27 protein-coding genes and 1 tRNA gene are annotated in these 25707 nt (G+C 67.6%); 22 read left to right on the top strand and 6 right to left on the bottom strand.

Annotated elements, in window-relative coordinates; translation table 11 throughout:
* Positions 1-47 precede the first annotated feature (47 nt).
* The 15 genes from ROV93_RS22175 to queC all read left to right on the top strand — a co-directional run bounded on the left by ROV93_RS22175 (position 48) and on the right by queC (position 13296).
* Complete coding sequence (locus ROV93_RS22175; RefSeq protein ID WP_072167669.1) at positions 48-680, top strand: alpha/beta fold hydrolase; 633 nt, start codon at positions 48-50, stop codon at positions 678-680.
* Positions 681-855: 175 nt separating this feature from the next.
* Entirely contained in the window at positions 856-1587 is a 732-nt protein-coding gene (locus tag ROV93_RS22170; protein WP_005418519.1) for a YebC/PmpR family DNA-binding transcriptional regulator, read from the top strand.
* 106 nt (positions 1588-1693) lie between these two features.
* Positions 1694-2215 (top strand): crossover junction endodeoxyribonuclease RuvC, encoded by a 522-nt coding sequence (gene ruvC, locus ROV93_RS22165; RefSeq protein ID WP_005418518.1) that lies wholly within the window; start codon positions 1694-1696, stop codon positions 2213-2215.
* A gap of 13 nt (positions 2216-2228) precedes the next feature.
* Positions 2229-2822, top strand: a complete 594-nt coding sequence (gene ruvA, locus ROV93_RS22160) for a Holliday junction branch migration protein RuvA (protein WP_005418517.1) — start codon at positions 2229-2231, stop codon at positions 2820-2822.
* A gap of 49 nt (positions 2823-2871) precedes the next feature.
* Positions 2872-4791, top strand: coding sequence for a potassium transporter Kup (locus ROV93_RS22155; protein WP_072167670.1), 1920 nt, complete (start codon positions 2872-2874; stop codon positions 4789-4791).
* A 126-nt stretch (positions 4792-4917) separates the two neighbouring features.
* Positions 4918-5958 carry a Holliday junction branch migration DNA helicase RuvB gene (gene ruvB, locus ROV93_RS22150; RefSeq protein ID WP_005418515.1) on the top strand — a complete coding sequence of 347 codons (1041 nt, stop codon included), beginning with the start codon at positions 4918-4920 and terminating at the stop codon, positions 5956-5958.
* Positions 5948-6379, top strand: a complete 432-nt coding sequence (gene ybgC / locus ROV93_RS22145; protein ID WP_049413323.1) for a tol-pal system-associated acyl-CoA thioesterase — start codon at positions 5948-5950, stop codon at positions 6377-6379. Before ruvB ends, ybgC begins: the two co-directional genes overlap by 11 nt.
* 10 nt (positions 6380-6389) lie before the next feature.
* Positions 6390-7169: a protein TolQ gene (tolQ, locus tag ROV93_RS22140; RefSeq protein ID WP_005410752.1), complete on the top strand. Its 780-nt coding sequence runs from the start codon at positions 6390-6392 to the stop codon at positions 7167-7169.
* Between the two features lie 24 nt (positions 7170-7193).
* Positions 7194-7622, top strand: a complete 429-nt coding sequence (tolR, locus tag ROV93_RS22135) for a protein TolR (RefSeq protein ID WP_005410751.1) — start codon at positions 7194-7196, stop codon at positions 7620-7622.
* Positions 7612-8667: a cell envelope integrity protein TolA gene (gene tolA, locus ROV93_RS22130; protein ID WP_069139342.1), complete on the top strand. Its 1056-nt coding sequence runs from the start codon at positions 7612-7614 to the stop codon at positions 8665-8667. Before tolR ends, tolA begins: the two co-directional genes overlap by 11 nt.
* Before the next feature lie 283 nt (positions 8668-8950).
* Positions 8951-10270: a Tol-Pal system beta propeller repeat protein TolB gene (gene tolB, locus ROV93_RS22125; RefSeq protein ID WP_005418511.1), complete on the top strand. Its 1320-nt coding sequence runs from the start codon at positions 8951-8953 to the stop codon at positions 10268-10270.
* Between the two features lie 64 nt (positions 10271-10334).
* Positions 10335-10853, top strand: a complete 519-nt coding sequence (pal, locus tag ROV93_RS22120; RefSeq protein WP_005418510.1) for a peptidoglycan-associated lipoprotein Pal — start codon at positions 10335-10337, stop codon at positions 10851-10853.
* A gap of 3 nt (positions 10854-10856) precedes the next feature.
* Positions 10857-11675, top strand: coding sequence for a tol-pal system protein YbgF (ybgF, locus tag ROV93_RS22115; RefSeq protein WP_019660125.1), 819 nt, complete (start codon positions 10857-10859; stop codon positions 11673-11675).
* Between the two features lie 176 nt (positions 11676-11851).
* Complete coding sequence (gene queE / locus ROV93_RS22110) at positions 11852-12553, top strand: 7-carboxy-7-deazaguanine synthase QueE (protein WP_072167671.1); 702 nt, start codon at positions 11852-11854, stop codon at positions 12551-12553.
* Between the two features lie 77 nt (positions 12554-12630).
* Positions 12631-13296, top strand: a complete 666-nt coding sequence (gene queC, locus ROV93_RS22105; protein ID WP_061480332.1) for a 7-cyano-7-deazaguanine synthase QueC — start codon at positions 12631-12633, stop codon at positions 13294-13296.
* A gap of 90 nt (positions 13297-13386) precedes the next feature.
* On the opposite strand, the gene ROV93_RS22100 is transcribed toward queC, so the two are convergent.
* Entirely contained in the window at positions 13387-14340 is a 954-nt protein-coding gene (locus ROV93_RS22100) for a DUF2268 domain-containing putative Zn-dependent protease (protein ID WP_072167672.1), read from the bottom strand.
* Positions 14341-14507: 167 nt separating this feature from the next.
* Between ROV93_RS22100 and ROV93_RS22095 the strand changes: the two genes are divergently transcribed.
* A tRNA-Lys gene (locus tag ROV93_RS22095) sits at positions 14508-14583 on the top strand.
* Positions 14584-14657: 74 nt separating this feature from the next.
* Here the strand turns inward: ROV93_RS22095 and ROV93_RS22090 are convergent.
* The gene (locus tag ROV93_RS22090) at positions 14658-14987 is read right to left on the bottom strand and encodes a hypothetical protein (protein WP_072167673.1); all 330 of its coding nucleotides are present in this window, start codon (positions 14985-14987) and stop codon (positions 14658-14660) included.
* Positions 14988-15070: 83 nt separating this feature from the next.
* Positions 15071-15223, bottom strand: a complete 153-nt coding sequence (locus ROV93_RS22085) for a hypothetical protein (RefSeq protein WP_227838078.1) — start codon at positions 15221-15223, stop codon at positions 15071-15073.
* Positions 15224-16256: 1033 nt separating this feature from the next.
* Here ROV93_RS22085 and ROV93_RS22080 point away from each other — a divergent pair.
* Together ROV93_RS22080 and ROV93_RS22075 are read left to right on the top strand one after the other, a co-directional pair.
* Positions 16257-17063: an alpha/beta hydrolase-fold protein gene (locus ROV93_RS22080; RefSeq protein WP_312540834.1), complete on the top strand. Its 807-nt coding sequence runs from the start codon at positions 16257-16259 to the stop codon at positions 17061-17063.
* Between the two features lie 127 nt (positions 17064-17190).
* Complete coding sequence (locus tag ROV93_RS22075; RefSeq protein ID WP_072167675.1) at positions 17191-18129, top strand: alpha/beta hydrolase-fold protein; 939 nt, start codon at positions 17191-17193, stop codon at positions 18127-18129.
* Positions 18130-18166: 37 nt separating this feature from the next.
* Here the strand turns inward: ROV93_RS22075 and ROV93_RS22070 are convergent, their stop codons facing one another.
* Together ROV93_RS22070 and ROV93_RS22065 are read right to left on the bottom strand one after the other, a co-directional pair.
* Positions 18167-18592: a response regulator gene (locus ROV93_RS22070; protein WP_180890571.1), complete on the bottom strand. Its 426-nt coding sequence runs from the start codon at positions 18590-18592 to the stop codon at positions 18167-18169.
* 93 nt (positions 18593-18685) lie between these two features.
* Positions 18686-19453 carry a CPBP family glutamic-type intramembrane protease gene (locus ROV93_RS22065; RefSeq protein ID WP_312541403.1) on the bottom strand — a complete coding sequence of 256 codons (768 nt, stop codon included), beginning with the start codon at positions 19451-19453 and terminating at the stop codon, positions 18686-18688.
* A gap of 150 nt (positions 19454-19603) precedes the next feature.
* On the opposite strand from ROV93_RS22065, the gene ROV93_RS22060 reads away from it, so the two are divergent.
* Positions 19604-19924: a zf-TFIIB domain-containing protein gene (locus tag ROV93_RS22060; protein ID WP_061480338.1), complete on the top strand. Its 321-nt coding sequence runs from the start codon at positions 19604-19606 to the stop codon at positions 19922-19924.
* A 335-nt stretch (positions 19925-20259) separates the two neighbouring features.
* Here ROV93_RS22060 and ROV93_RS22055 read toward each other — a convergent pair whose 3' ends face one another.
* A complete protein-coding gene (locus ROV93_RS22055; RefSeq protein ID WP_072169165.1) occupies positions 20260-22323 on the bottom strand; it encodes a 3-hydroxyacyl-CoA dehydrogenase NAD-binding domain-containing protein in 2064 nt (687 codons plus the stop codon).
* Positions 22324-22558: 235 nt separating this feature from the next.
* Between ROV93_RS22055 and rpoE the strand changes: the two genes are divergently transcribed.
* The 3 genes from rpoE (at position 22559) to ROV93_RS22040 (ending at position 25664) form a co-directional block, all read left to right on the top strand.
* Positions 22559-23179: an RNA polymerase sigma factor RpoE gene (gene rpoE / locus ROV93_RS22050; RefSeq protein WP_005418256.1), complete on the top strand. Its 621-nt coding sequence runs from the start codon at positions 22559-22561 to the stop codon at positions 23177-23179.
* Positions 23176-24057 (top strand): sigma-E factor negative regulatory protein, encoded by an 882-nt coding sequence (locus tag ROV93_RS22045; protein WP_072169164.1) that lies wholly within the window; start codon positions 23176-23178, stop codon positions 24055-24057. The genes rpoE and ROV93_RS22045 overlap by 4 nt, the downstream gene beginning before the upstream one ends.
* 74 nt (positions 24058-24131) lie before the next feature.
* Positions 24132-25664 (top strand): DegQ family serine endoprotease, encoded by a 1533-nt coding sequence (locus ROV93_RS22040; RefSeq protein WP_072169163.1) that lies wholly within the window; start codon positions 24132-24134, stop codon positions 25662-25664.
* Positions 25665-25707: the final 43 nt, after the last annotated feature.

The following is a 25707-nucleotide window of genomic DNA, read 5'->3' as shown; positions in this document are numbered from 1 at the left end:
GTTCAATCACCTCACGTTCCTGCCCCGCTGACCGCCAGGCTGTTTGCATGACTCCCCCCGTATTGCTGCTGCATGGCATCTGGAATGCCCGCGCCTGGGTCGGGCCGCTGGCCTGGCGCCTGCGCGCGCGTGGTTTCCAGGTGCATGCGTTCGGTTACTCCTCGGTGTTCGGTGGTCCCGACGTGGCGGTGCCCCAGCTGCTGGAACGGTTGGCCGACGCCGGGCCGTTGTCGCTGGTCGGCCACAGCCTGGGCGGGTTGCTGGCGCTGGAAGCGCTGCGGCGCAATCCGCAGCTGCCGGTGCAGCGCGTGGTCTGCCTGGGTTCACCGCTGCGCGGCAGTGGCACCGCACGCTCGTTGTCCGAGCACGGCTGGGGCCTGGCGCTGGGACGCAGCAGCGAGCTGCTGCTCGATGGCCTGCCGGACTGGCAGGGCAGGGCCGAGGTTGGCCTGATTGCCGGCTCGGTGCCGCACGGGCTGGGCAGCCTGCTGGGTGCCATCGACGATGCCTCCGACGGCACCGTGGCACTGGCCGAGACCCGGCTGCCGGGCCTGGCCGACCATTGCGTGGTCCGCACCAGCCACAGCGGCCTGGTGGTGTCGCTCGACGCTGCGCGGCAGACCGCGCATTTCCTGCGCCATGGCAAGTTCGACCACAGCCGCGACGCGGCGGCAGCATAGGGGCAGGGGAGGCAGGCCGCCCTGTAGAGCCGAGCCCATGCTCGGCTGCATTCCGTCGGGCCCATTGAGCCGAGCATTGGCTCGGCTCTACAACAATACGGGCCTAGACACGGTTGCAGCGCCCGATCAGGTAGAATCCGCGCCTTGATCCTGAAGCAGCCAGACGGTAGCACCCATGGGTAGAGGCCCCTCCATCGAAGCCCGCAAGAACGCGTCCGACGCGAAGCGCGGCAAGATTTTCACCAAGATCATCCGCGAGATCGGCGTTGCCGCGCGCGGCGGTGGAGGCGACCCCAACAACAATCCGCGCCTGCGCGTGGCCGTGGACAAGGGCCTGGCCGTGAACATGTCCAAGGACGTGATCGAGCGTGCCATCAAGAAGGCGACCGGTGAGCTGGAAGGCGTCGACTACGAGGAAGTCCGCTACGAGGGCTACGCTCCGGGTGGCGTGGCCGTGATCGTCGACTGCCTGACCGACAATCGCGTGCGCACTGTGGCCGACGTCCGCCATGCGTTCAGCAAGTGCGGTGGCAACATGGGCACCGAAGGCTCGGTGGCCTTCATGTTCAAGCGCCTGGGCGTGCTCAGCTTCGCCGCAGGGGCCGACGAGGAAGCCATCACCGAAGCGGCCATTGAGGCCGGTGCCGATGACATCGTGGTCTACCCCGATGACGGCTCGATCGATGTGGTCACCAGCCCTGACGCGTTCAACGCGGTGAAGGATGCGATGGCCGCCGCCGGCCATGTCGCCGACCACGCCGAGATCACCTTCCGCGCGGACAACGACATCAAGGTTGAAGGCGACGTCGCCCTGCAGGTCAAGAAGCTGCTGGACATGCTCGAAGACCTGGACGACGTGCAGGACGTGTATTCCAACGCCGAACTCGGCGCCGACGCCTACGCCTGAGCCGTCTGCGACGGCCTGGGCGCGGGCCGTTGAACGGTCACCGCGGACAGCCATGAGCCCCCTACGCCTGCCAGCGCATCCCGTTCCGCCCCGCCAGGAGTGCAGCATGACCCGCATCCTCGGCATCGACCCCGGTTCGCAGCGGACCGGGGTCGGCATCATCGATGTCGATGCCGCCGGCCGCGTCACCTACGTGCACCACCAGCCATTGGTGCTGCTGGGCGCCGACGACTTCCCGCAGCGCATGAAGCTGCTGGTGCTGGGCCTGGCCGACCTGTGCCGCGAGTACCAGCCGCAGGAAGTGGCCATTGAAAAGGTGTTCATGGCCCGTAATCCCGATTCGGCGCTGAAGCTGGGCCAGGCCCGGGGCGCGGCGATCTCGGCCGTGGTGCTGCGCGACCTGCCGGTGCACGAATACGCCGCCAGCGAGATCAAGCTCGCCGTGGTTGGCCGTGGTGGCGCCGAAAAGCAACAGGTTCAACACATGGTCGGGCTCATGCTCAACCTGAAAACCAAGCTGCAGGCCGACGCGGCCGACGCGTTGGCGGTGGCGATCACCCATGCCCACGTACGGGCAACGGCCAACCGCCTGGGGCTCAGTGCCCGCCAGGCGTGGGGCCGCAAATGAGGAGCTGCACGCAATGATCGGTCGACTGCGCGGCATCGTCGCCTACAAGGCGCCGCCGTGGCTGGTGGTGGACGTGAACGGGGTGGGCTACGAACTGGAGGCGCCGATGAGCACCTTCTACGACCTGCCCGAGCTCGGCCGCGAGGTCACGCTGTACACCCACTACGCGCAGAAGGAAGACAGCGTTTCGCTGTACGGCTTCCTGCGCGAGGGGGAGCGGCGCCTGTTCCGCGACGTGCAGAAGGTCAGTGGCATCGGCGCGAAGATCGCGCTGGCGGTGCTGTCCGGCGTTTCCGTCGAGGAGTTCGCGCGCATGGTCCAGGCCGGTGACATCACCGCGCTGACCCGCATTCCCGGCATCGGCAAGAAGACTGCCGAACGCATGGTGCTGGAACTGCGTGACCGTGCAGCCCAGTTCGGCGCCGGCGGCGCGCTGCCCACCGGCAGCGGCCCAGCCCCGGCCGACCCGCTGTCCGATGCCACCGTGGCCCTGCAGCAGCTGGGCTACAAGCCGGCCGAAGCGGCACGCATGGCCCGCGACGCCTTCAATGAAGGCGACGAAGTGGCCACCGTGATCCGCAAGGCGCTGCAGTCGGCGCTGCGCTGAGCCGCGTCCCTTTCCTTCAACGAACCGCCTGAGCGTCGCCAGGAGTCCCATGTCCAGCAGTCAAACCCCGCACGCAGCTGCCCCCGGCAGCCACGGTCACGCCCCTCCAGCAGGAGGCATGGCGCTGATCATCGGTGCGATCGGCGTGGTGTTCGGCGATATCGGTACCAGCCCGCTGTACACGCTGAAGGAGGCGTTCTCGCCGCACTACGGGCTCAACAGCGACCACGACACCGTGCTGGGCGTGCTGTCGCTGGCGTTCTGGGCGCTGAACATCGTGGTCACGCTGAAGTACGTGACCATCATCATGCGCGCCGACAACGACGGCGAGGGCGGCATCATGGCGCTGATGGCGTTGACCCAGCGCACGCTGCGCAACGGCTCGCGCTCGGCCTACGTGGTCGGCATCCTCGGCATTTTCGGTGCGTCGCTGTTCTTCGGCGACGGCGTGATCACCCCGGCGATATCGGTGCTGGGTGCGGTGGAGGGCCTGGAGGTGGCCGCGCCGGGCCTGCATGCCTTCATCGTGCCGATCACGGTGGTGGTGCTGTTGATGGTGTTCGCGGCGCAGCGCTTCGGTACCGAGAAGATCGGCAAGGCCTTCGGCCCCATCACGTCGGTCTGGTTCATCTCGCTGGCGGCGATCGGCATCTACAACATCGTCGATGCGCCGGAAGTGCTCAAGGCATTCAACCCGTGGTGGGCGATCCGCTTCTTCATGGAGCACAGCTGGCATGGGATCTTCATCCTCGGCGCAGTGGTGCTGGCGGTGACCGGTGGCGAGGCGCTTTACGCCGACATGGGCCACTTCGGCGCCAAACCGATCCGCCACGCCTGGTATTTCTTCGTGCTGCCGTGCCTGGTGCTGAACTACCTGGGGCAGGGCGCACTGGTGCTCAACCACCCCGAAGCGCTGAAAAACCCGTTCTTCGAGGCGGTGCCGCCGTGGGCGCTGTACCCGATGATCATCCTGGCCACCATGGCGGCGGTGATTGCCTCGCAGTCGGTCATCACCGGCGCGTTCTCGGTCTCGCGTCAGGCGATGCAGCTGGGCTACATCCCGCGCATGCGCATCAAGCACACCTCGCACGACACCATCGGCCAGATCTACATCCCAGGCATCAACTGGGGCATCGCGGTAATGGTGATCGGCCTGGTGCTGGCCTTCCGCAGCTCGTCCAACCTGGCAGTGGCCTACGGCATCTCGGTGTCGGCCACCATGCTGATCGACACCCTGCTGCTGGCCCTGGTGGCCCGTTCGCTGTGGCCGAAGGCGCGCGCCTGGCTGCTGCCGCTGTGCGTGGTGTTCTTCATCATCGACCTCGGCTTCGTCATCGCCAACGGTGCCAAGCTGCTGCAGGGCGCCTGGTTCCCGGTGGTACTGGGGATCTTCCTGTTCACCATGATGCGCACCTGGCGCCGTGGCCGCGAACTGCTGCGCGATGAGATCCGCAAGGACGGCATCCGCCTGGATACCTTCCTGCCTGGGCTGATGCTGGCACCGCCGGTGCGCGTGCCGGGCACTGCAGTGTTCCTCACCGCCGACCCGACCGTCGCCCCGCATGCGCTGATGCACAACCTCAAGCACAACAAGGTGCTGCACGAACGCAACGTGTTCCTGCACGTGGAGACCCTGCCGATCCCGTATGCGATGGAAGGGCAGCGGCTGAAGATCGAATCGGTGGGCGACGAGTTCTACCGCGTCTACGTGCGCTTCGGCTTCATGGAAACCCCGGACGTGCCGCTGGCGCTGATGCGCTCGTGCGACCACGGTGGCATCTACTTCGACCCGATGGACACCACCTTCTTCGCCAGCCGCGAAACCATCGTGGCCACCGCCAACCGCGGCATGCCGATCTGGCGCGACAAGCTGTTCGCGCTGATGCACCGGAATGCCGCGCCGGCCACCGGCTTCTTCCGTATTCCCGGCAACCGCCTGGTCGAACTCGGGGCCCAGGTCGAGATCTGAGGTCTGGTAGTGCCGGCCGCTGGCGGGCATCCGCCGCACCACCGGTGTTCATGGGGTTGCCGGCCAGCGGCCGGCACTACCGTGCTTCCGGCCCCGGAATGCAACCATTTACCGCATAATCACGGTATGACCGACGACCGCATCATCGGCGCCGGCGCCACCCGCGAGGATGACGCCGCCGACGCCAGCATCCGCCCCAAGCGCCTGGCCGACTATCTCGGCCAGGCCCCGGTGCGCGAGCAGATGGAGATCTACATCGAAGCGGCCAAGGGACGCGGCGACGCGCTCGACCACGTGCTGATCTTCGGGCCGCCCGGCCTGGGCAAGACCACGCTCAGCCACGTCATCGCCAACGAACTGGGCGTGGCCCTGCGGGTGACCTCCGGCCCGGTGATCGAGAAGGCCGGCGACCTGGCCGCGCTGCTGACCAACCTGCAGCCGCACGACGTGTTGTTCGTGGATGAGATCCACCGCCTGTCGCCGGTGGTCGAGGAAGTGCTGTACCCGGCGATGGAAGACTTCCAGATCGACATCATGATCGGTGAGGGCCCCGCGGCCCGTTCGATCAAGATCGACCTGCCGCCGTTCACCCTGATCGGTGCCACCACCCGCGCCGGCCTGCTGACCGCGCCGCTGCGCGACCGCTTCGGCATCGTCCAGCGGCTGGAGTTCTACAGCGTCGAGGAGCTGACCCGGATCGTGCGCCGCTCGGCCACCATTCTCGGCATCGACTGCACCGCCGACGGCGCCGGCGAGATCGCGCGGCGCGCGCGCGGCACCCCGCGTATCGCCAACCGCCTGCTGCGCCGCGTGCGCGACTACGCGCAGGTGAAGGCGGGCGGCCACATCGACGAGGCCGTGGCGCAGGCCGCGATGAAGATGCTCAAGGTTGATCCGGAAGGCTTCGACGAGCTCGACCGGCGCCTGCTCAAGACCCTGGTCGACTACTTCGATGGCGGCCCGGTCGGCATCGAGTCGCTGGCCGCGGCGCTGTCCGAGGAGCGCGGCACGCTGGAAGACGTGGTCGAGCCGTACCTGATCCAGCAGGGCTTCCTGGTGCGCACCGCGCGCGGTCGCATGGCCACCCACAAGGCCTACCGGCACATGGGCCTGAAGCCGAAGAACCCGCCGCAGGATCTGTTCGCGGAGGTTCCCGATGTCGGTTGAGCCACTATTCAGTTGGCCGACACGCATTTACTGGGAAGATACCGACGCAGGCGGCGTGGTCTACCACGCCCGCTACGTGGCCTTCATGGAACGGGCCCGGACCGAATGGATGCGTGCGCTCGGCTACGGCCAGGAGCGCATGCGCGCCGAGCATGGGATGGTCTTCGCGGTGCGCTCGATGCAGATGGATTTCATCAAGCCGGCACGGCTGGATGACACCCTGCAGGTGAGCGCCCGCCTGGTCCAGCTGAAGAAGGCCAGCATGGTCTTCGACCAGCAGATCCTGCGCGACGGCGAGCTGCTGCTGTCGGCCCGGGTCCGCATCGCCGCACTGGAAGCGGCCAGTTTCCGCCCGCGTGGCATGGACGAGGCCGTCCTTGCCATGCTGCAACCCCACCTCCACCCCGAATCCGAACACTGAGGAACAACGGATGATCGCAACGCTCCTGGCCCTGCAGGCCACGGTCACCGAGGCACTGCCGGCCGACGTCAGCAACGCCGCGACACAGACCCTTGCCCAGGCCACCACCGGCGGCGGCATCAACTACCTCGAACTGATGGCCAAGGCCAGCCTGCCGGTGAAGATCATCGTGCTGCTGCTGCTGGTCGGCTCGTTCGTCAGCTGGGTGATCATTTTCCGCAAGGCCCGCGTGTTCAAGCAGGCCACCCGCGAAGCTGACGAGTTCGAGAACCGCTTCTGGTCCGGCGCCGACCTGGGCAAGCTGTACAGCGCCGCCACCGACCGCAGCCGCAGCGTGACCGGCCTGGAAGCCATCTTCGAAGCTGGTTTCCGCGAGTACACCCGCCTGCGCGACAAGCGCCGCCTGGATGGCCGTGCGCAGCTGGAAGGCGCGCAGCGTGCCATGCGCACCACCTACACCCGCGAAGTGGACCAGCTTGAGCGCAACCTGGAACTGCTGGCCAACATCGGTTCGACTGCCCCGTACGTGGGCCTGGTCGGTACCGTGTTCGGCATCATGGTGACCATGCACGACATGATCAGCAGCGGTGCGCAGGCCGGTATCGCCGCCGTCGCGCCAGGCATCTCCGAAGCCCTGTTCGCCACCGCCATCGGCCTGTTCGTGGCGATCCCGGCGGTGTGGGCCTACAACCGCTTCACCACCCGCGTGGAGCGCATGTCGGTGCGGTTCGAGACCTTCGCCGAAGAGTTCAGCTCCATCCTGCAGCGCCAGAGCGCTGGCGACGAGTAAGCGCCTGACCCGGGAGTCCAAGCCATGTCCGCTGCCATCGGTCGCCGCAAGCGCCGCAAGCTGAAATCGGAAATCAACGTCGTTCCCTACATCGACGTCATGCTGGTGCTGCTGATCATCTTCATGGTCACCGCGCCGCTGCTCACCCTGAGCTTCGACGTCGACCTGCCGCAATCCAACGCCAAGGCGCTGGAAAGCAAGCAGGACCCGGTGATCGTCTCGGTGCGCCAGGACGGCCAGCTCAGCCTGAAGCTGCCCGACGCCAAGGAGCCGACCGCCGTGTCGGCCGAGGAACTGGAAGGCCGCCTGGCCGGCATCGCCGCCCAGGACAAGGGCGTGCGCGTGATCGTCGCCGCCGACCGTGCCGTGGCCTATGAAAAGGTCATCGCCGCGATGGATGTCATCAAGCGCGCCAAGGTAGACAAGGTAGGCCTGGCCACCGATGCACGCTGACGCCCTGCCACCTCCGCAGCAGCGCGAACCCGGCTGGGGCCTGCCCCTGGCGCTGGCGTTGCTGGTGCACCTGCTGGTCGCGCTGGTCTTCATCGTGGCCTGGTTCTGGTCGCCCGAGCGCAACACCGACGCCGCCGCCGGTGATCCGTCGGTGGAGGCCAGCCTGGCGCTGTCCGCGTCCGAAGCGTCCGCCGCCCGCCAGGCCCTGCGCCAGTCCGAAAAGCTGGAGGACCTGCCGCCGCCGGTGGCCGAGCCGGTTCCGGTGCCGGAAGACACCATTCCGCCGCCACAGCCGATTCCCGAGCCGCGCCCACAGGACGCCCCCACGCCGCAGCAGCAACAGGCACAGGAGCGTGTCGCGCAGCCGGATACCAAGGACCAGGAAGCGGTCAGCGCGTTGGCCATCTCGCAGGAGAAGGCCAGGCAGGAGCAGGAAGCCAAGCGCCGCCAGGAGCAGATCGACCTGACCGAACGCAAGCGCCAGGAAGAGGCCGAGCAGAAGCTGCGCCTGGCCAAGCAGCAGGAAGAAGACGCGAAGAAGAAGCTGGCCGATCAGGCGCGTCAGGCTGCGGACAAGGCCGAGGCCGAGAAGCAGAAGAAGATCGCCGAGATCCGTGCCCGCCGCGAACAGGCCGAAAAGGAAGCCAAGCTGGCTGAGCAGAAGCTGCGCCAGGTCGCCGCCGCGCGCAATGCCGCGGGCAGTGCCGCCGCCGGTTCCAGCGGTGCGTCCCAGCCGGCCGCCGGTGGTGGTGGCAACAGCGATGATCTTTCGGCCAAGTACGCCGCGGCGATCCAGGCCAAGGTGCTGTCGCAGTGGGTGCGGCCGGACACGGTGCCGCTGGGCCAGCGCTGCCAGATCACCATCACCCAGATTCCGGGTGGCACGGTGATGCAGGCCAAGGTCAGCCCGAACTGCCCGTACGACGAGGCCGGCAAGCGTTCGATCGAGGCCGCCGTGCTCAACGCGCAGCCGCTGCCGTACCGTGGCTTCGAGTCGGTGTTCGCACGCACGCTCAACTTCACGTTTACTGCCCAAGATCGCTGAGGCGGCGGGCCGGGGCGGCTCTCGAGCCACCCGCGCCCACGGTTGTCGCGCTTGCCTCTGGTGTGCTCGGTTTCGACCGGGCAGGCTGTGGGCTGCTGTCGAACACCGTCCTCCGGGGCGGCGTGACCAGGGCAGACGGTGCGATGCTAGCCACGACGTTAACGGTGCGTGAGAAGACGGGCTGGAACTGACCCGGAATTCACGTACCCTTGGTTCATGATTGCGAAGCGGTTCACTCCCGCTTTGTTATCCCTCGTTCCGGTTTCCCCTTATTGAGCGCTCCATGAAAAAGATGCCTCGCTGGCTTGCCGTGTTTGCGGCCCTGTTGCTGCCCTTTGCTGCTGTCGCGCAGCAGAAGGGGCTGGATATCGACATCATCGGCGGCAATGCCTCCGCGCTGCCGATCACCATCGTGCCGATGCCCTATCAGGGTTCGTCGGCCGCTCCGCAGACCGACGTCGCCGGCGTGGTCCGTGCCGATCTGGAGCGTTCGGGTCAGTTCCGCACGCTGCCGGAAGCGCAGATCGTCGAGAAGCCCGTGCGGGGGGGGGATATCCAGTTCGCGACCTGGCGCGCGCTGAAGCAGAACTACATCGTGGTCGGCCGCGTGCTTGATGCCGGTGCGGGTGCCTACCGCGTCGAGTACGAACTGTTCGACGTGCCCAAGGGCGAGCGCCTGCTGGGCCTGGCGATGACCGCCCGTGGCAACGCCATGCGCGACGTTGCCCACCAGATGGCCGACGCCATCTACGAAAAGATCACCGGTGTGCGCGGCGCCTTCTGGACTCGCATCGCCTACGTGACCGCCAGTGGCAAGGGCGACGCCATGCGCTACGCGCTGATGGTGGCCGATTCCGATGGCTTCAACCCGCAGACCATCGTGCGCTCGGCCGAGCCGCTGCTGTCGCCGTCGTGGAGTCCGGATGGCAGCAAGCTGGCCTACGTCAGCTTCGAGCGTGGCAATTCGGCCATCTACATCCAGAACATCGGCACTGGAGCGCGCGAGCTGGTCACCAGCTTCCGCGGCATCAACAGCGCCCCGGCGTTCTCGCCGGATGGCCGCAAGCTGGCCCTGACCCTGTCGCGCTCCGGTAACCCGGAAATCTACGTGATGGACCTGGGCAGCAAGCAGCTGACCCAGCTGACCAACCACTTCGCCATTGATACCGAGCCGACCTGGGCACCGGACGGCAGCGCGGTGTACTTCACCTCCGATCGCGGCGGCCGTCCGCAGGTCTACAAGGTCGGTGCCGGTGGCGGCAGCGCCGAGCGCGTCACCTTCCAGGGCAACTACAATGCCAAGCCCTCGGTGTCCTACGATGGCAAGAAGATCGCCGTCGCCCAGGGCTCGGGCAACAGCTACAAGATCGCGATGATGGACAGCTCGCTGGGGTCGCCCCGCTGGAGCACGCTGTCCCCGGGTTCGCTGGATGAATCTCCGAGCTTTGCGCCCAACGCAAGCATGGTGCTGTACGCCGCCCGCGAAGGTGGCCGTGGTGTGTTGTATGCCGTTTCGGCCGATGCGCGGGTTCGCCAGCGCCTGGTCCTGGCCGACGGTGATGTGCGCGAACCGGCATGGTCCCCATACCGTACCCAGCGCTAAAAGAGTGTTAATATTTTCGTTGTCTTGAACCCCTCATCGGCTTAGGAGCCACAAAGGTATCGCCATGAACAAGTCCACCCGCGTTCTGCTTGTTTCCCTGCTGTCTGTGGCCGTCCTGGCCGGTTGCTCGAAGAAGGTGAAGGAAGAGCCGGCAGCCCCGGTCGACACCGGCACCTCGACCACCACCCCGACCGGTCCGTCGACCTCCGGCCTGTACGGCCCGGGCGATCTGGACACCGACGCCTGCCTGCGCCAGCGCGTTGTCTACTTCGACCTGGACAAGGAAGACGTGAAGCCGGAATTCCAGGCCATCATGGCGTGCCACGCCAAGTACCTGCGTGACCGTCCGTCCTCGCGCATCACCCTGCAGGGCCACACCGACGAGCGCGGTTCGCGCGCGTACAACCAGGCCCTGGGTGAGCGTCGTGGCAACGGCGTCAGCTCGGCCCTGCAGGCCAACGGTGGTTCGGCTTCGCAGCTGACCGTCGTGTCCTACGGTGAAGAGCGTCCGGTCTGCACCGAGTCGAACGAGTCGTGCTGGTCGCAGAACCGTCGCGTCGAAATCGTCTACACCGCGCAGTAATCCATGCGCATTGGCATCAAACTGATGCTGGTCGTTGCGGCAGCCCTCGTGGCTGCCGCACCGGCGCACGCACAGCGACAGAGCCTGGCTGACCGTGTCGGCGCGCTCGAGCAGCAGATGTACAACAACAGTGCCAACCAGGACCTGTTGAACCAGATCAATCAGCTGCGGCAGCAGGTCACCAGCCTGCAGGCCTCGATCGAGCAGTTGCAGCATGACAACGCCCAGCTCAAGCAGTCCGCCCAGGACCAGTACCTGGATCTGGACAGCCGCCTGAACCGGTTGGAAGGGGGCAACGCCGCCCCGGCCCTGCCGCCCGTTCCGGCGAGCGCGCCGAAGGCCGCACCGGCCCCGGCAAAACCCGCAGCGGCGGCCACTTCCGAGCGGCCGCCTTCGGTCCATGGTGATGCTGGCAGCCTTGCCGCCACCGGCGACGAGCGCACCTCCTACAACGTTGCCTTCGATGCGTTGAAGGCCGGCAGGTACGACGATTCGGCGCAGCTGTTCCTGAGCTTCCTGGAGTTGTACCCGAACGGCGTGTACGCGCCGAACGCGCTGTACTGGCTGGGCGAGAGCTACTACGCCACCCGCAATTTCCCGATGGCCGAGACCCAGTTCCGAGAGCTGCTCTCGCGCTATCCGACCCACGACAAGGCCGCGGGCGGCCTGCTCAAGATCGGCCTCTCGCAGTACGGCGAGGGAAAGGTCGACCAGGCCCAGCAGACGCTGGAGACCGTCGTGGCGCAGTACCCCGGCTCGGACGCCGCGCGCACCGCGCAGGACCGCCTGCAGTCCATCCGCCTGGGCAAGCAGATCCGCTGATCCGCTGAGCGGGCGTACAATAGGTGCCCTGTAGAGCCGAGCCCACGCTCGGCTGCTTTCGTTTCCGGACCAGCAAAGCCGTCCGGTTGCTGTTGTAGAGCCGAGCCATGCTCGGCTGCTTTCGTTACCGGCCACGGTAGCCCACCCGCCACGTGTCCCACCAAGAAGTACCCGCCATGACCGCCGTTACCCCGTCAAACGCCGTCGCCACCCCCAGCGACATCGTGCAGTCGCCGCTGCCGCGCCTGAAGATCACCGAGATATTCACCTCGCTGCAAGGCGAGGCCGATACCGCCGGCTGGCCGACCGTGTTCGTGCGCCTGACCGGCTGCCCGCTGCGCTGCCAGTACTGCGACACCGCCTATGCCTTCCACGGCGGCACCTGGTGGGACATCGACGACATCGTGGCCGAGGTGCTGGCCCAGGGCGTCCGCCACGTCTGCGTGACCGGCGGCGAGCCGCTGGCGCAGAAGCGCTGCCTGGTGCTGCTGCAGAAGCTGTGCGATGCGGGCATGGATGTCTCGCTGGAAACCTCCGGCGCGCTGGATGTCAGTGCAGTGGACCCGCGCGTGTCGCGCGTGGTCGACATCAAGACGCCGGGCTCGGCCGAAGCCGTCCGCAATCGCCTGGAAAACCTGCCGCTGCTGACCGTCCGCGACCAGATCAAGTTCGTCATCTGCAACCGCGAGGACTACGACTGGGCCAAGGCCATGGTCGCCGAGCACGGCCTGGTGGAGCGTTGCACCGTGTTCTTCTCGCCGAGCAAGGGCGAGATCAGCGCGCGGCAGTTGGCCGACTGGATCGTCGAAGACCGGCTGCCGGTGCGCTTCCAGATGCAGTTGCATAAAATCCTGTGGAACGACGAGCCGGGCCGATGAGCCGGCGCAGCGTTCCCTGATGTAGCTCCGGCGCGGGACAGCGTGCTGGCTTTCCCCTCCCAACCGGAAGATTTCCCATGAAGAAGGCAGTCGTGCTTCTCTCCGGCGGCATGGATTCAGCCGCCGTCATCGCCATGGCCCAGGAACAGGGCTTTGCCGTGCATGCCCTGAGCGTGCGCTACGGCCAGCGCCACACCTCCGAACTGGATGCCGCAGCCCGCGTGGCCAAGGCCCAGGGCGTGGTCGCGCACAAGACCGTGGACGTGGACCTGCGCAGCATCGGTGGCTCGGCGCTGACCGATGACATCGACGTACCGGAGGCGGGCGGAGCCGGCATTCCGGTCACCTACGTGCCGGCGCGCAATACCATCATGCTGTCGCTGGCGCTGGGCTGGGCCGAAGTGCTCGGTGCCAATGACATCTTCTGCGGCGTCAACGCTGTCGACTACTCCGGCTACCCGGACTGCCGCCCCGAGTTCGTGGCCGCGTTCCAGGCGCTGGCCAACCTGGCCACAAAGTCGGGCGTGGAAGGCGCCGGCATCAAGGTGCATGCCCCGCTGCAGTTCCTCAGCAAGGGCCAGATCGTCAGCGAAGGCGTGCGCCTGGGCGTGGACTTCGGCCTGACCGTGTCCTGCTACAACGCCGACGCCAACGGCGCTGCCTGTGGCCACTGCGACGCCTGCCGCCTGCGCGCGCAGGGTTTCGCCGAAGCCGGCGTGCCCGACCCCACGCGGTACGCCTGACCGCGCCTGGTAGAGCCGGCCGCTGGCCGGCTTCCCCGGTGGGGCAATCACTCCCTCGGTGGTGCCAACCGTTGGTCCGCACTCCTTGACCTAGCGGGCCTGCAACCATCCCGATGCCTCGATGAAGGCCCGCACCGCAGCCGGATCGGCATAGTCCAACTCAATCATCCGCGCGATACCGGCCTTCTCGTCGGCCTGCTGGCGCATGTACTCCTGCGCGATACGGTAGCCGGCGTAGTAGCCCAGGTCACTCACCCCGAACGGATTGCGCGCGCTGTTGTACAGCCAGTTGTCCAGGTTGTCCCCGTGCATCTCCGCACGGAAGCGCGCGCGGATTTCCGCTTCGTGCGCTGGCCCATAGGTGTACAGCGGCAACGCCGGGCGGCGCCCGCTGATGCGCTCTGTCACGTATTCGGCCACGCCTTCGCGTACCGCGTACTGGGCCAGGCTGCCGGTGGTCTCGCGCTGCTGGGTATGCACGTATTCGTGCAGGTTGTTCTGCGCGTTGTTCGCACCGGGGCGGCTGTCGTAGAAGATCCGCAGGCGGCTGCGCATCGGCTCGGGCAGCTCGCTCACGTCCACGCGCTCATCGCCGAGCGCCATCTCCGCGCCGATCAATACCTTGTTGCCCAGCGTGGTGCCGCCTGTGCGCAGCACGCCCACTGCATAGGTGATGGTGGCTGGACGCAGTGCCGGGTAGAGCGCCCGGAACGCAGTCAGGTCGCGCTCCAGCGTGGCGCTGGCGAGCTGTGCGTTGGCGGTGAGCGGCCGCACCGACGTCCAGAAGCGCGGCCACGCCCACATGGCCACGGCGTATTCGCGGGCAGTGTAGTGGCGCACCTGCATCAGCGCATGCAGCCCGGGGCTGCCGGGATCGATGTAGCGTTGCTGGACCAGCGCCACCCGGCGTTCGCCATCGGGTTCGGCGCGCACCGCATCATAGGTGGCCCAGAAGCGGGCGATGTCGTCGGTGACGACCTGGGGCGGGGCGGCCAGGGCTGCGCAGGGCAGCAGGGCGGCAAGCAGGCTGGCGATCAGACGCATCCATGGCTCCGGGAAAGGATCACAGATGGGATGCGACAATGGCCCGAAAGGTTTAAGCCGCTGGTAGTGCCGGCCGCTGGCCGGCATCCTCGACACACCCGGGTTTCACGCGACCGGCCAAAGTAGGGTAGAATGCCCACCCCGCCGAAAGGCTGGGGCAGTGCAATGGGCCGTTAGCTCAGTCGGTAGAGCAGAAGACTTTTAATCTTTTGGTCGAAGGTTCGAATCCTTCACGGCCCACCAATGCGGTCAATGACCCAAGTCATTCAAAAAGGCACCGCTCAGCGGTGCCTTTTGTGTTGTTGCCCGCAAAATGCCTATTTCGCCTTGGCGCCGCGCGCCCGCGCCGCCTCGCGTTCCGCCGCCACCTGCGTGGCAACGGCTGCAGCATTGGCGGCGGCATTCGCAGCCCGCTCCGCCGCAGCACGATCCGCATCGAACCGCGCCTGCCGCTGGGCGCTGTAGGCGCGTTCCAGTTCCAGCGAGGCAAGGAAACTGTCTGGATGCTTCGCCGCACACGCCCGCTGTACCAGTTGCACAGCATGATCGGACAGCCCGGGCTGGATATTGCCCAGCAGGCAATCGGCATACGGTACGGACGCAGCGGGGCCAGCAGCCAGCGCGGCAACGATCACGACATTCAACACGCAAACCTCCTTGTAGGTTTCGATGGGACCCGGTACCGGCCGGTCCGGCCCCAGTATGGCCCGGTTTGCAGTACAGGGTGAGGCTACTCCGGCCGCACGTCCCGGCACACCAGCTCGGCCAGACTGCGGCAGGCAAAGAACAGCCCTTCAACCACGCCGGCATCCAGATGCCGGTCCGGCGTGGCCATTGCTCGGCAGCGGTCGGCGGCGTGCAGCATTTCCGCCACGGTCAGCATGCCAATGGCGGCTCGTTCCACCCGCGACAGGGCAACCCCGCGCCCCGCAGATAGGCTGGTTTCAGGCCAGGGCAGGCCATCGGCGCCTTCGCCCGCGCGGATGCGTTTGAGGCAGCCAGAAACGTGCTCAGTTCGGGCGCAGGGTTGTCGTCGTCATCGTGGGTGCTGGCGGCGTATGAAGCATAGGGCGGACGGTCGGTCATCTCGGCTTCCTCAGCTCTGGAGTGGGCGTGCCACCGCGCAGGGCGGGTGGCAGGCGATGCGTGGCTGCAAGCCGGAATGACATCACGTAGTAGCCGGCGGGTCCGAAGACCCCCACGCACCGCCCGCCATGAAGGCCGACGGATCACCCGCCGGCACGGTCCAAAGACAGTGTCGGCGGGTGAGCGCAAACAACAGCGTGAATGTCATTACGGGCTTGCAGGCCCGCTGCCACCCGTTGTCGGTGGCGCAGTATGGTGTTTACGCCTGCGCCTGGAGCTCAATGAGGATTTTCCGAAGAACGATGCGGAATCCAGGCGCGCGACGATGGTGGCGCAGGCCGCGCCGACGCAGCAAGCGACAGGGCGCGACGCATGTGCTCATGCGCTCGGTCGGTCGCGTTGGACAATGTCGGTAACTGCCGCTGACGGCACGTTTGCCGTGGTGGGGAACGTGGAAAGTGCGCGCCACGTTTGCCAGCCGTGGTGGTGCGGAACAGCGGGTCACGCACTCAAAAATCGGTGCATCTGCGACGTCCAAGGTGTTGTAGAGCCGAGCCATGCTCGGCTGCGGTTTGCGCGGTGGGCTGAGCCGAGCGTGGGCTCGGCTCTACAGTGATCCGTCCCATCCGCGACGGTTGAACTGTTGTAGAGCCGAGCCATGCTCGGCTGCGATTCGCATGGGAAACCGAGCCGTACCCGGTTGCGCGCGGGGAGGTCATCCCCCGCATGGCATGGATCTATGCATCTGGCAGGGATGCTGAGCGTGCAGAAGCCGCCAATGCCTGCCGCTGGGCGCTATGCTCGGCCTCTTTCCCAGGACGGGTCACCCCATGCGCTTGATCATGCTGTCGCTGTTGTTGTCCGCCGTCTCCGTCGCGCCGTTGATGGCCGCCGAACCGGCGCCGTCCGTACAATCAGCGGCCGCAACCCCGCTGGTGATCGGCGAGACCTTCACCGTTGAGTCGAAGGCGCTGGGCGAGACCCGCCGCATCAACGTCTACCGCCCGCAGCCGTGGGGCCTGGACCCGAAAACACCGCTGCCGGTGATCTACATGCCCGACGGCGGCATCGATGAGGACTTCCTGCACGTGGCAGGACTGGTGCAGGTGCTGAGCGGCAATGGCAGCATGCGCCCGTTCCTGCTGGTCGGCATCGAGAACACCGAGCGCCGTCGCGACATGACCGGCCCCAGCAGCGATCCGCAGGACCAGAAGATCGCGCCGCGCATTGGGGGTTCCGCGGCCTACCGCACGTTTCTGCGCGATGAACTGATGCCGCAGGTACGCCAGCGCTACCCGACCACCGACGAGCGCGCGCTGATCGGTGAGTCGCTGGCCGGCCTGTTCGTGGTTGAGACGCTGCTGCAGGAACCGGCGCTGTTCAACAGCTACATCGCGCTGGATCCCAGCCTGTGGTGGAACCGCGGCGCGATGCTGGCCGGAGTGGCCAAGCAGTTGCCTGCGGTGACGCGTGCGCAGCCGCACGTATTCCTGGCCAGCAGCGGGCAGCCGGAGCTGGCCGCCTCTGCCGCACGACTAGCCGCATTGCTGCAGCACGCCTCGCCGTCGCCGCTGGTGAAGTACCTGCCACTGCCGGAGGAAACCCACGCGACCCTCTATCACCCGGCCGCAATGTAGGCGCTGCGCACGCTGTTCCCGGCACCACCGCCGGCCTCGCCCTGACCGCACTGGCACCGGGCTGCACGCCATGCAAGGATGCGGCAGCGGTGCCATGCGGTGCGCCGCCCGCAATGGGAGAGTGTGGATGCAGCGTGTGCGTGGATGGAGTATGGCGGCCTGCCTGGCCATGAGTAGCTGTGCGATGTCGGTGGCGCCACCGGCAACGCAGAATGAAGCGAAAGAAAGCGCGGCCACCGCTGTGCCGGGCGTGGTGCTGCCGGATACCGAAGCGCTGCGCGTGCACGATCCGGTGGGCCGCGATTATCCGATCTGGGTAGCACTGCCGGCTGACTACGCGGCGCATCCAGAGAAGCGCTATCCGGTGCTGTATGTGACCGATGCGCTGTACACCTTCCCGCTGGTGCGCAGCGTGCGCAACATGGTGGGGCAGAAGGGCGTGAACCTCGAGGATTTCATCCTGGTCGGGCTGCCGCCGCAGGAAGGCCTGACGTCCAAGCAGAGCCGCTCGCGCGATTACACGCCCAGCGATCCGGCGCGCACCGATCCGCGTGACTACAGCGACGACGTCAGCTACGGCGGCGCGGCGCACTACCGTGATTTCCTCGCTGAGCAGGTGCTGCCGATGATCGATGCGCGCTACCGCACTGATCCGGCGCGGCGCGCCTATGCCGGTCATTCCTATGGTGGCTTGTTCGGTGCCTACGTGCTGACCACGCGCCCAGACATGTTCCGCACCTACATCCTGTCAAGCCCGTCGCTGTGGTTCGACAACCATCGGGTGCCGCGCATGCAGGCCGAGGCCAAGGCGCCCACGCAGCCGACCACGGTGGTGCTGTCGATCGGCAGCTTCGAAACGGTGAAGCCGGAGCCGCGCTATTTCACCCGCAACGACATGCTGCGCCACAACGCCGAATTCGCCGAGCAGCTGCGCGCCAACGGGCGCTCGTTGACGGTGGACAACATGGTGATCGATGACCAGGATCACTTCACCGTGTATCCGGACATGATCACCCGCGCGCTGCTGAAGGTGTTCCCGGGTACCGGACCGTACAGCAGCGGTTGATTGCAGGTTCAATCCACGCCATGCGTGAATGATTGCCTCAGGCCGCGCTGGCCTGCGGCGGCGGCATCAACGTGGCATCCGCTGCATGGCGGAAGCACAGGCGGATGGCATCGAGCAGCTCGCTCATGCTGTACGGCTTGGGCAGGAAGTGGATGTCGGCGCGCAGCTGCGGCAGCACATGATGCTGGTCCATGCCGGAGGTGACCAGGATCGGCAGCTGCGGCAGATGCTCGCGCACGCGGTTGGCGGTTTCGATGCCGCTGATCCCGCCCAGGCAGACGTCGGTGAACAGCAGGTCGAACGGCTCGCCGGCGTTGAGCAGGCCCAGCGCGGCCTCGGCACTGCTGACAGCGGTGACCTGGCAGGCCTGGCTTTCCAGGGCGAGGCGGCTGAGTTCCTGGGTTTCCTCGGCGTCCTCGATCAGCAGGACGCGCGGTTCCACAAAGCGCTTGGACAGCAACATGACGCGGCAACTCCGGACAACAGGGGAGCAGAAGGCGCGCAAGTATGCGCAAGCCGGGGGTGATCCCGGCGTGCACGCCAGGCTAAGTGGGCGTTACAGCCGATGCTGCTGCCGGCGGCGTACCTGCCAGGCCAGCACCGCCACCGCCAGCAGCGCGGTGCCGATACGCAGGCTGGTGGCCTGCCAGCCCAGCGCGACGGCGTCATCGAGGCTGAACGCGTTCCACGCCATGTTCATCGATACATGCAGCACCAGGCCGCACCACAGGGTGTCGCCGTCCAGATGGTCGAGCCAAGCGAAGATGAAGCCGCCCAGTGCGATGACCGCGCCGACGAACAGGGCAGTGCCGCCGCCGTCGAAGCCGCCGAAGCCCAGCCAGTGCACCCAACCGAACAGCAGCGCCTGCGGCAGCGCAAGCAGGGACCACGGGCCACGCATGAGCTTCACCAGCAACACGAAGCCGAGGCCGCGGAACAGCACTTCCTCGGCCAGTGGGAACAGCACGGCGAGCATCGTTGCATCCAGGGTGGTCAGTGCGGTGTTGGGCGTGCCCAGCAGCGCCAGGCCCAGCCAGCAGGGCAGGCTGGCCAGCAGCACCCACATCGGGCCGCGCCAGCCGTTGCCGCGCAGCCCCAGGCTGGCCATCAGGCCTACCCCATGGGGGCGCAGCAGTGCGGCCAGCAGCAGTGCCAGCAGCACGGCCAGTGCGTTGTCCAGCAGGCTGCCGCCGTAGGGCATGGGCAAGGCGGGAATCCGCGCGCCTGCGGCCGCAGCGACATCGCGCAGATTGAGGCCCAGGCCGACGCCGAGGAGCACCAGCAGCAGGCGCGCCGCGTTGGGCAGGCGGGACAGGACGGTCATGCACGCACTCCCTGCGGAACCAGCGTGCAGTGTGGAAGGCGGCCGAGGACGCTGGCACGCGCCGGAAGTCCCTGTGCCATCGGTCATGTGTTGCCGCACAGTCATCCGTGGGCAGGTAGAGTCGTTGCCAGACCTTCAGGAGCCATGCCCATGCTGTGCCCCGTGTGCAAGACCCAGACCCTGCAGATGGCCGAGCGCCATGGCATCGAGATCGATTACTGCCCCGGTTGCCGTGGCGTGTGGCTGGACCGTGGCGAGCTGGACAAGATCATCGAACGTGCCGGCGCCGGTGCTGCGGTGCCGCCGCCCGCCCCTGTGCAGGCACAGCCGGCCGCTGCGCCGCCGCCGGTGATGCATCGCGATACCCGCCACCTGGGCCAGCGCTACGAGGACAACCGGGGCCAGCAGTACGGCCATGGGTACAAGAAAAAGAAGAAGGACAGCTTCCTGTCGGAGTTGTTCGACTTCTAGGTGCTTCGCTTTTGTAGAGTCGGGGGGGGGGGGGGGGGGGGGGGGGGGCGGCGGGGCGGGGGGGGGGGGGGGGGGGGGGGGGCCGGCGGCGGCCCCCCCCCCGCGCCCGGGGGGGGGGGGGGGGGGGCCGCCGCCCCCCCCCGCCCCCCCCGCGCCCCCCCCCCCCCCCCCCCCCCCCCCCCCCCCCCCCCCCCCCCCCCCCCCCCCCCCCCCCCGCCCAGCAAACAGAAAAGCCAGAGCCGGCTGTTGCTCCGGCTCCGGTTCTGGCGCCGGCTCTGGCTTTTGCTTCGGCGGTTGCCTCTGCGGGTGCCGGGCCGCAGGCCCGGCCGATGAACTCAGACCACCGGTTCGCGCAGGACGGGGTTGTCCCAGCCCGGGCGCGGGGCGAAACGGTTGCCGTGGCGCTGCTGCAGCGCCTTCAACCGCTCGACGATCGCATCGGCACCGACCGCACGGATGTGCTGGACCGGACCGCCGCGGAACGGGGCGAAACCGGTGCCGAAGATCACGCCGGCATCCAGCAGGTCCGCGTCGGCCACCACGCCTTCGTGCAGGCACGCCACTGCCTCGTTCAACAGCGGCAGGATCAGGCGGTCTTCCAGGTCGGCCGGGGCCTGGTAGTCGCTGGCCACGTCCGGCTTCTTCGGCTTGCCGTTCTCCCAGGTGTAGATGCCCTGGCCATCCTTCTTGCCACGCTTGTCCGGTTCCACCGTCTGCAGCGCGGCCGGAATCTGCAGGCCCAGGAACGGCGCCAGTTCGCGGCCGACACCGGCGGCCACGTCCAGGCCAACGGTATCGATCAGTTCGATCGGGCCCATCGGCATGCCGAACTTCACGGCGGCCTTGTCGATCACCGGGCCCGGGACGCCTTCGGCGTAGGCGGTGGCGGCTTCCAGCATGTACGGGAACAGCACGCGGTTGACCAGGAAGCCCGGACTGCCGGCCACCGGCACCGGGAACTTGCCCAGCGCCTTGCAGAACGCGGCCAGGCGGCGCTCGGTCTCCGGCGCCATGCCATCGTGGTGGATGATTTCCACCAGCGGCATCTGCGCTACCGGGTTGAAGTAGTGCAGGCCGGCGAACTGCGCCGGGCGCTGGATGTGATCGCGCAGTTCCACCAGTGGAATCGACGAGGTATTGGTGGTCAGCAGGGCGTCCTGCTTCATCTTCGGTTCCAGCGTCTGGTACAGCGCACGCTTGGCTTCCGGGTTCTCGATGATCGCCTCGATCACCAGATCCGCTTCGGCAACCCCATTGCCTTCCAGGTCGGCACGCAGGCGTGCGGCCACGGCGGGGCGCTTGCTTTCGTCGCGCACCTTCTTGGCAAACAGCGCCTGCGCGCGTTCCATGGCCGGGTCGATGAAGCGCTGCTCGCGGTCCTGCAGGGTCACCTCGAAGCCCTTGTAAGCGGCCCACGCGGCGATGTCGCCGCCCATCACGCCGGCGCCGACCACGTGCACGTGACGGATGCCGGAATCACCACTGCCCAGGCCCTTCAGTCGCTCGGTGAGGAAGAAGATACGGATCAGGTTGCGCGCGGTCGGTGTACTGGCCAGCTTCACCACGGCGCGCCGCTCGGCGTCCAGGCGGACCTGGATCGGCTTGCCGCCACTGCGTTGCCAGGTGCTGATCAGCGCGTACGGCGCCGGGTAATGGTCCTTCTTCGCCTTGCGTGCGACCTGCTTGACCATCTGCGGCGCCAGCAGCCTGCGTGCCAGCCAGGTGTTGGTGGCCCATGCCGTCGCGCGCTGCTTGAACGGGCGGGTGGTACCGGACAGCGCCAGCGCGACGGCGGTGTCGAGCACCACCGCTGGCGCCACCACCTTGTCGACCAGGCCGATGCCACGCGCGGCCGAGGCCGACAGGGTGCGGCCGGTCAGCATCATGTCCATCGCCGCCGGCGCGCCCACCAACTGCGGCAGGCGGGCGCTGCCGCCCCAGCCCGGGAAGATGCCCAGCTGGGTTTCCGGCAGGCCGATGCGGGTGCTGCTGTCATTGGACGCCACGCGGTAGCGGCAGGCCAGCGCCAGTTCGGTGCCGCCGCCCAGGCAGTGGCCGTGGATCGCCGCAACGGTGGGGCAGGGCAGCTCGGCCAGCTTCTGATAGGTCGCCTGGCCACGACGGATCGCGTCGTTGACAGTGCCGCGACGGTCGAATTCCTGGAACTCCTTCAGGTCGGCACCGGCAATGAAGCCGGCCTTCTTCAGCGACTGGACCACCACGCCCTTGGGCGGGTCCAGCGCGATGCGCTCAAGCAGGTCGCCCAGCTCCAGCAGCACGTCCTGCGACATCGCGTTGACGCTGCTGTCCTGACGATCCAGGGAGAGAACCACCACGCCGTCGTCGCGGATCTCGGGGTGCCAGTGGCTGAAGCGGAGACCATCGAAGCCTGAGAGCATGGACGTTCCATCCGGTTGTGTATGGAGAAGCGGCTATGATCCAGAGGTTGTTTCCCCCGCGTCAAATCCCAATAGCAGGGGAGTGGCGCCCCCGGATCCATGGCCGTGGACCGGGACGCTAACGGAACGGTGGTTAAAAGCTGGTGCGGCGCCAGGTGATCGGCGACTGAACTTTTCCCGGGATTGGCAGTCTCATTGCCCGACGTCGGTTGGGCTGACAGGAGTGCGGCCCCTCATGGCCGAGGTTGATACACCACAGGAGCTGGATCTGGAACTGGTCCGGCGCGTGCAGCACGGCGAGAGTGCCGCCTTCGATGTCCTGGTGCGCAAGTACCAGCATCGGGTGGTGGCCCTGGTCGGTCGCTACATCGCCGACTGGAGCGAATGTCAGGACGTCGCCCAGGACACTTTCATCCGTGCCTACCGCGCGATCGGGAGTTTCCGTGGCGATGCCCAGTTCTCAACCTGGTTGCATCGAATCGCCGTGAATACCGCCAAAAACTACCTGGCTTCACACAATCGACGGCCGCCGACCGATGACATCGACATCGGCGATGCCGAACAGTTCGACAGTGGTACGCGCCTGCGTGACACCGACACGCCCGAACGCGAGTTGATGCGCCAGGAGCTGGAACAGACGGTGATGAAGGCCGTCAACGCGCTGCCGGAAGAACTCCGGTCAGCGATCACCCTGCGCGAGGTGGAAGGCCTGAGCTACGAGGATATCGCGCAGAAGATGGGGTGCCCGATCGGCACGGTGCGTTCACGGATCTTCCGGGCGCGCGAGGCGATCGACACCGAACTCCGGCCGCTGCTGGACATCGGCAGCGCCACCCGTGAGAAGAGCCGCGTATGACCAGTAACCCGTTCAACGAATCGCAGAACCATCAATCGCCCGCCGGGCAGCGCCTGGACCAGCGCCATCGCGAGCAGCTGTCGGCCCTGGTCGATGGCGAGCTGGGCGCCGATGAAGCGCGCTTCCTGCTGCGCCGGATGGAGCACGACCCCGAGCTGGCCGGCTGCCAGGAACGCTGGCAGCTGCTGGGCGACGTGATGCGCGGACAGGCGTCGGCGCTGGCGCCGGCCGGCTTCAGTGCCGCCGTGGCTGCCGCCATCGCGGCCGAGCCGGCGCCACAGGCCGAGCCGCGTCGCCAGGTACGTCGCAGTGGCTGGCGGGCCTGGGGCGGCGGCGCCGCCCTGGCCGCGTCGGTGGCCGCCGTCGCACTGTTCATCGGCGGCGAGAAACTGAAGGAGGCCACGCCGGGTGAACCGCTGGCGCCGCAGGTGATCGCCAGCCAGGCGGAACTGCCACCGGCGCCAACCGCGCCGGCCCCGGTGACCGAAGCATCGGTGGATACCGCCGCGATGGCCGTGGCGGCGGCGCCGGCTGTGGCGATGGCTGCTACCAGCCGTCGCCAGGACGCCCGCCGCGCCAGTGCAACCCGCAGCCAGCAGGCCGCGCGTGCCGCCCAGCGCGATGACGCTCCGCAGCGCGCCATCGCCGCCGTGCAGGCACCGCTGGCTCCGACCGTACCGGCCAACGCCAACCACAACCTGCCGTTTGGTGAGGTCGGTGGGCTGCAGGCCCGGCCATGGCCGCGCTCCAGCCTGGCGCCCGCCGCCGGTGGTGCGCTCAATGCCAGCTTCCCGGCCCATGCCGGTGGTGCCGCGTTCTACCCGTTCGAGCCGCGCCTGCAGGACGACCTGCCGGTGCCGCCGCGCCCGCGCGACTGAGCCGGGCGCCTTCACGCCCCGCCGTCGGCGGGGCCCGTATTCCTCTTTCCACCCGATCCGGAGGTTGCCGTCCGATGACTCCCCGACTCCGCACGCAGGCCATTGGCCTGCTGGCCCTGACCCTTCCCCTGGTGGCCTGCGCACAGGCGCCGGCGCCTGCCGCGCAGACCCAGCCTGCGCCGGCCGCGGCGCCGCGGGCGCCTGCACAACCGCTGGTCAGTGGCTTGCCTGACTTCACCAACCTGGTCGAACAGGTCGGCCCGGGCGTGGTCAACGTCGACACCACCATCGTCCGCAACAACCGCCAGGCCTCGCGCGGCCCGATGGGCGACGATGACATGCCGGAGTTCTTCCGCCGCTTCTTCGGCCCTGACTTCCCGATGCCGGGGCGGGGGCCGGGTGGGCAGGATGGCGGTCCCAGCATCAAGGGGCGTGGCATGGGATCGGGCTTCATCATCTCGCCCGATGGCTATGTACTGACCAACTACCACGTGGTGGCCGACGCCAGCGAAGTGAAGGTCAAGCTGGGCGACAGCCGCGAGTTCACCGCCAAGGTGGTGGGCAGCGACCAGCAGTACGACGTGGCCCTGCTCAAGATCGATGGCAAGAACCTGCCCACCGTGCGCGTGGGCGATTCCAACACCCTGAAGCCCGGTCAATGGGTTGTCGCGATCGGCTCGCCGTTCGGCCTCGACCATTCCGTTACCGCCGGCGTGGTCAGCGCCGTTGGTCGCAGTACGGGGGGGCCGGACCAGCGCTACGTGCCATTCATCCAGACCGACGTGGCGATCAACCAGGGCAATTCCGGTGGGCCGCTGCTGAACACCCGCGGCGAAGTGGTCGGCATCAACTCGCAGATCTTCTCGGCCTCCGGCGGCTACATGGGCATCAGCTTCGCGATCCCGATCGACCTGGCGATGAGCGCGGTCGAGCAGATCAAGAAGAGCGGCAAGGTCACCCGCGGCCAGCTCGGCGCGGTGGTCGAACCGATCGATTCGCTGAAGGCGCAGGGACTGGGCCTGCCGGACAGCCGCGGCGCGCTGGTCAACCAGATCGTGGCCGGCAGTGCGGCCGCCAAGGCCGGCGTGCAGGTGGGCGATGTCATCCGCTCGGTCAACGGCAGCGCGGTCAACAGCTGGTCCGACCTGCCGCCGCTGATCGGTGCGATGGCGCCGGGCAGCAAGGTGAACCTGGTGGTTTACCGCGACGGCAAGCCGCATGAGCTCAGTGCCACGCTGACCGCACTGAGCGAGGACGGGCAGGCCAATGCCCGCGGGCCGTCGGCTGGCGGTGGCGAGGCGGCTCCGCAGACCGGTGCCAACGCCCTGCTGGGGCTGGACGTCAGCGACCTGAACGCGGCCCAGCGCAAGCAGTTGGGGCTCAACGGCAATGAAGGCGTGCGCATCACCGGGGTCAAGGGCCAGGCGGCACGCGATGCCGGCCTGTCGCCGGGCATGGTGATCCTGCAGGTCGGCCGCACTGCGGTCGGCAGCGTGGATGCCCTGAACCGGGCATTGTCCAGCTTCAAGAAGGACGACGTGGTGATGCTGCTGGTCCGCACGGCCAACGGCAACAGCGCCTTCGTGGCGGTGAAGGCCGGCCAGTAAGGCTCCTGCCGGGGCCGCTTCGGCGGCGCCGGCGCGGCCCCCG

It is taken from the genome of Stenotrophomonas maltophilia group sp. msm4 (assembly GCF_032025605.1).
GTDB classification, from domain to species: domain Bacteria; phylum Pseudomonadota; class Gammaproteobacteria; order Xanthomonadales; family Xanthomonadaceae; genus Stenotrophomonas; species Stenotrophomonas sepilia.
The sequence above is the reverse complement of the archived record's forward strand: the minus strand, read 5'-3'. Positions and strand labels throughout refer to the sequence as shown.

Bases quoted from the DNA above. Each gene is read 5' to 3' on its own strand.
- ROV93_RS22175 (WP_072167669.1), top strand. From the start codon at position 48: ATGACTCCCCCCGTATTGCTGCTGCATGGCATCTGGAATGCCCGCGCC.
- ROV93_RS22170 (WP_005418519.1), top strand. From the start codon at position 856: ATGGGTAGAGGCCCCTCCATCGAAGCCCGCAAGAACGCGTCCGACGCG.
- ruvC (WP_005418518.1), top strand. From the start codon at position 1,694: ATGACCCGCATCCTCGGCATCGACCCCGGTTCGCAGCGGACCGGGGTC.
- ruvA (WP_005418517.1), top strand. From the start codon at position 2,229: ATGATCGGTCGACTGCGCGGCATCGTCGCCTACAAGGCGCCGCCGTGG.
- ROV93_RS22155 (WP_072167670.1), top strand. From the start codon at position 2,872: ATGTCCAGCAGTCAAACCCCGCACGCAGCTGCCCCCGGCAGCCACGGT.
- ruvB (WP_005418515.1), top strand. From the start codon at position 4,918: ATGACCGACGACCGCATCATCGGCGCCGGCGCCACCCGCGAGGATGAC.
- ybgC (WP_049413323.1), top strand. From the start codon at position 5,948: ATGTCGGTTGAGCCACTATTCAGTTGGCCGACACGCATTTACTGGGAA.
- tolQ (WP_005410752.1), top strand. From the start codon at position 6,390: ATGATCGCAACGCTCCTGGCCCTGCAGGCCACGGTCACCGAGGCACTG.
- tolR (WP_005410751.1), top strand. From the start codon at position 7,194: ATGTCCGCTGCCATCGGTCGCCGCAAGCGCCGCAAGCTGAAATCGGAA.
- tolA (WP_069139342.1), top strand. From the start codon at position 7,612: ATGCACGCTGACGCCCTGCCACCTCCGCAGCAGCGCGAACCCGGCTGG.
- tolB (WP_005418511.1), top strand. From the start codon at position 8,951: ATGAAAAAGATGCCTCGCTGGCTTGCCGTGTTTGCGGCCCTGTTGCTG.
- pal (WP_005418510.1), top strand. From the start codon at position 10,335: ATGAACAAGTCCACCCGCGTTCTGCTTGTTTCCCTGCTGTCTGTGGCC.
- ybgF (WP_019660125.1), top strand. From the start codon at position 10,857: ATGCGCATTGGCATCAAACTGATGCTGGTCGTTGCGGCAGCCCTCGTG.
- queE (WP_072167671.1), top strand. From the start codon at position 11,852: ATGACCGCCGTTACCCCGTCAAACGCCGTCGCCACCCCCAGCGACATC.
- queC (WP_061480332.1), top strand. From the start codon at position 12,631: ATGAAGAAGGCAGTCGTGCTTCTCTCCGGCGGCATGGATTCAGCCGCC.
- ROV93_RS22100 (WP_072167672.1), bottom strand. From the start codon at position 14,340: ATGCGTCTGATCGCCAGCCTGCTTGCCGCCCTGCTGCCCTGCGCAGCC.
- ROV93_RS22085 (WP_227838078.1), bottom strand. From the start codon at position 15,223: ATGCTGACCGTGGCGGAAATGCTGCACGCCGCCGACCGCTGCCGAGCA.
- ROV93_RS22080 (WP_312540834.1), top strand. From the start codon at position 16,257: ATGCGCTTGATCATGCTGTCGCTGTTGTTGTCCGCCGTCTCCGTCGCG.
- ROV93_RS22075 (WP_072167675.1), top strand. From the start codon at position 17,191: ATGCAGCGTGTGCGTGGATGGAGTATGGCGGCCTGCCTGGCCATGAGT.
- ROV93_RS22070 (WP_180890571.1), bottom strand. From the start codon at position 18,592: ATGTTGCTGTCCAAGCGCTTTGTGGAACCGCGCGTCCTGCTGATCGAG.
- ROV93_RS22065 (WP_312541403.1), bottom strand. From the start codon at position 19,453: ATGACCGTCCTGTCCCGCCTGCCCAACGCGGCGCGCCTGCTGCTGGTG.
- ROV93_RS22060 (WP_061480338.1), top strand. From the start codon at position 19,604: ATGCTGTGCCCCGTGTGCAAGACCCAGACCCTGCAGATGGCCGAGCGC.
- ROV93_RS22055 (WP_072169165.1), bottom strand. From the start codon at position 22,323: ATGCTCTCAGGCTTCGATGGTCTCCGCTTCAGCCACTGGCACCCCGAG.
- rpoE (WP_005418256.1), top strand. From the start codon at position 22,559: ATGGCCGAGGTTGATACACCACAGGAGCTGGATCTGGAACTGGTCCGG.
- ROV93_RS22045 (WP_072169164.1), top strand. From the start codon at position 23,176: ATGACCAGTAACCCGTTCAACGAATCGCAGAACCATCAATCGCCCGCC.
- ROV93_RS22040 (WP_072169163.1), top strand. From the start codon at position 24,132: ATGACTCCCCGACTCCGCACGCAGGCCATTGGCCTGCTGGCCCTGACC.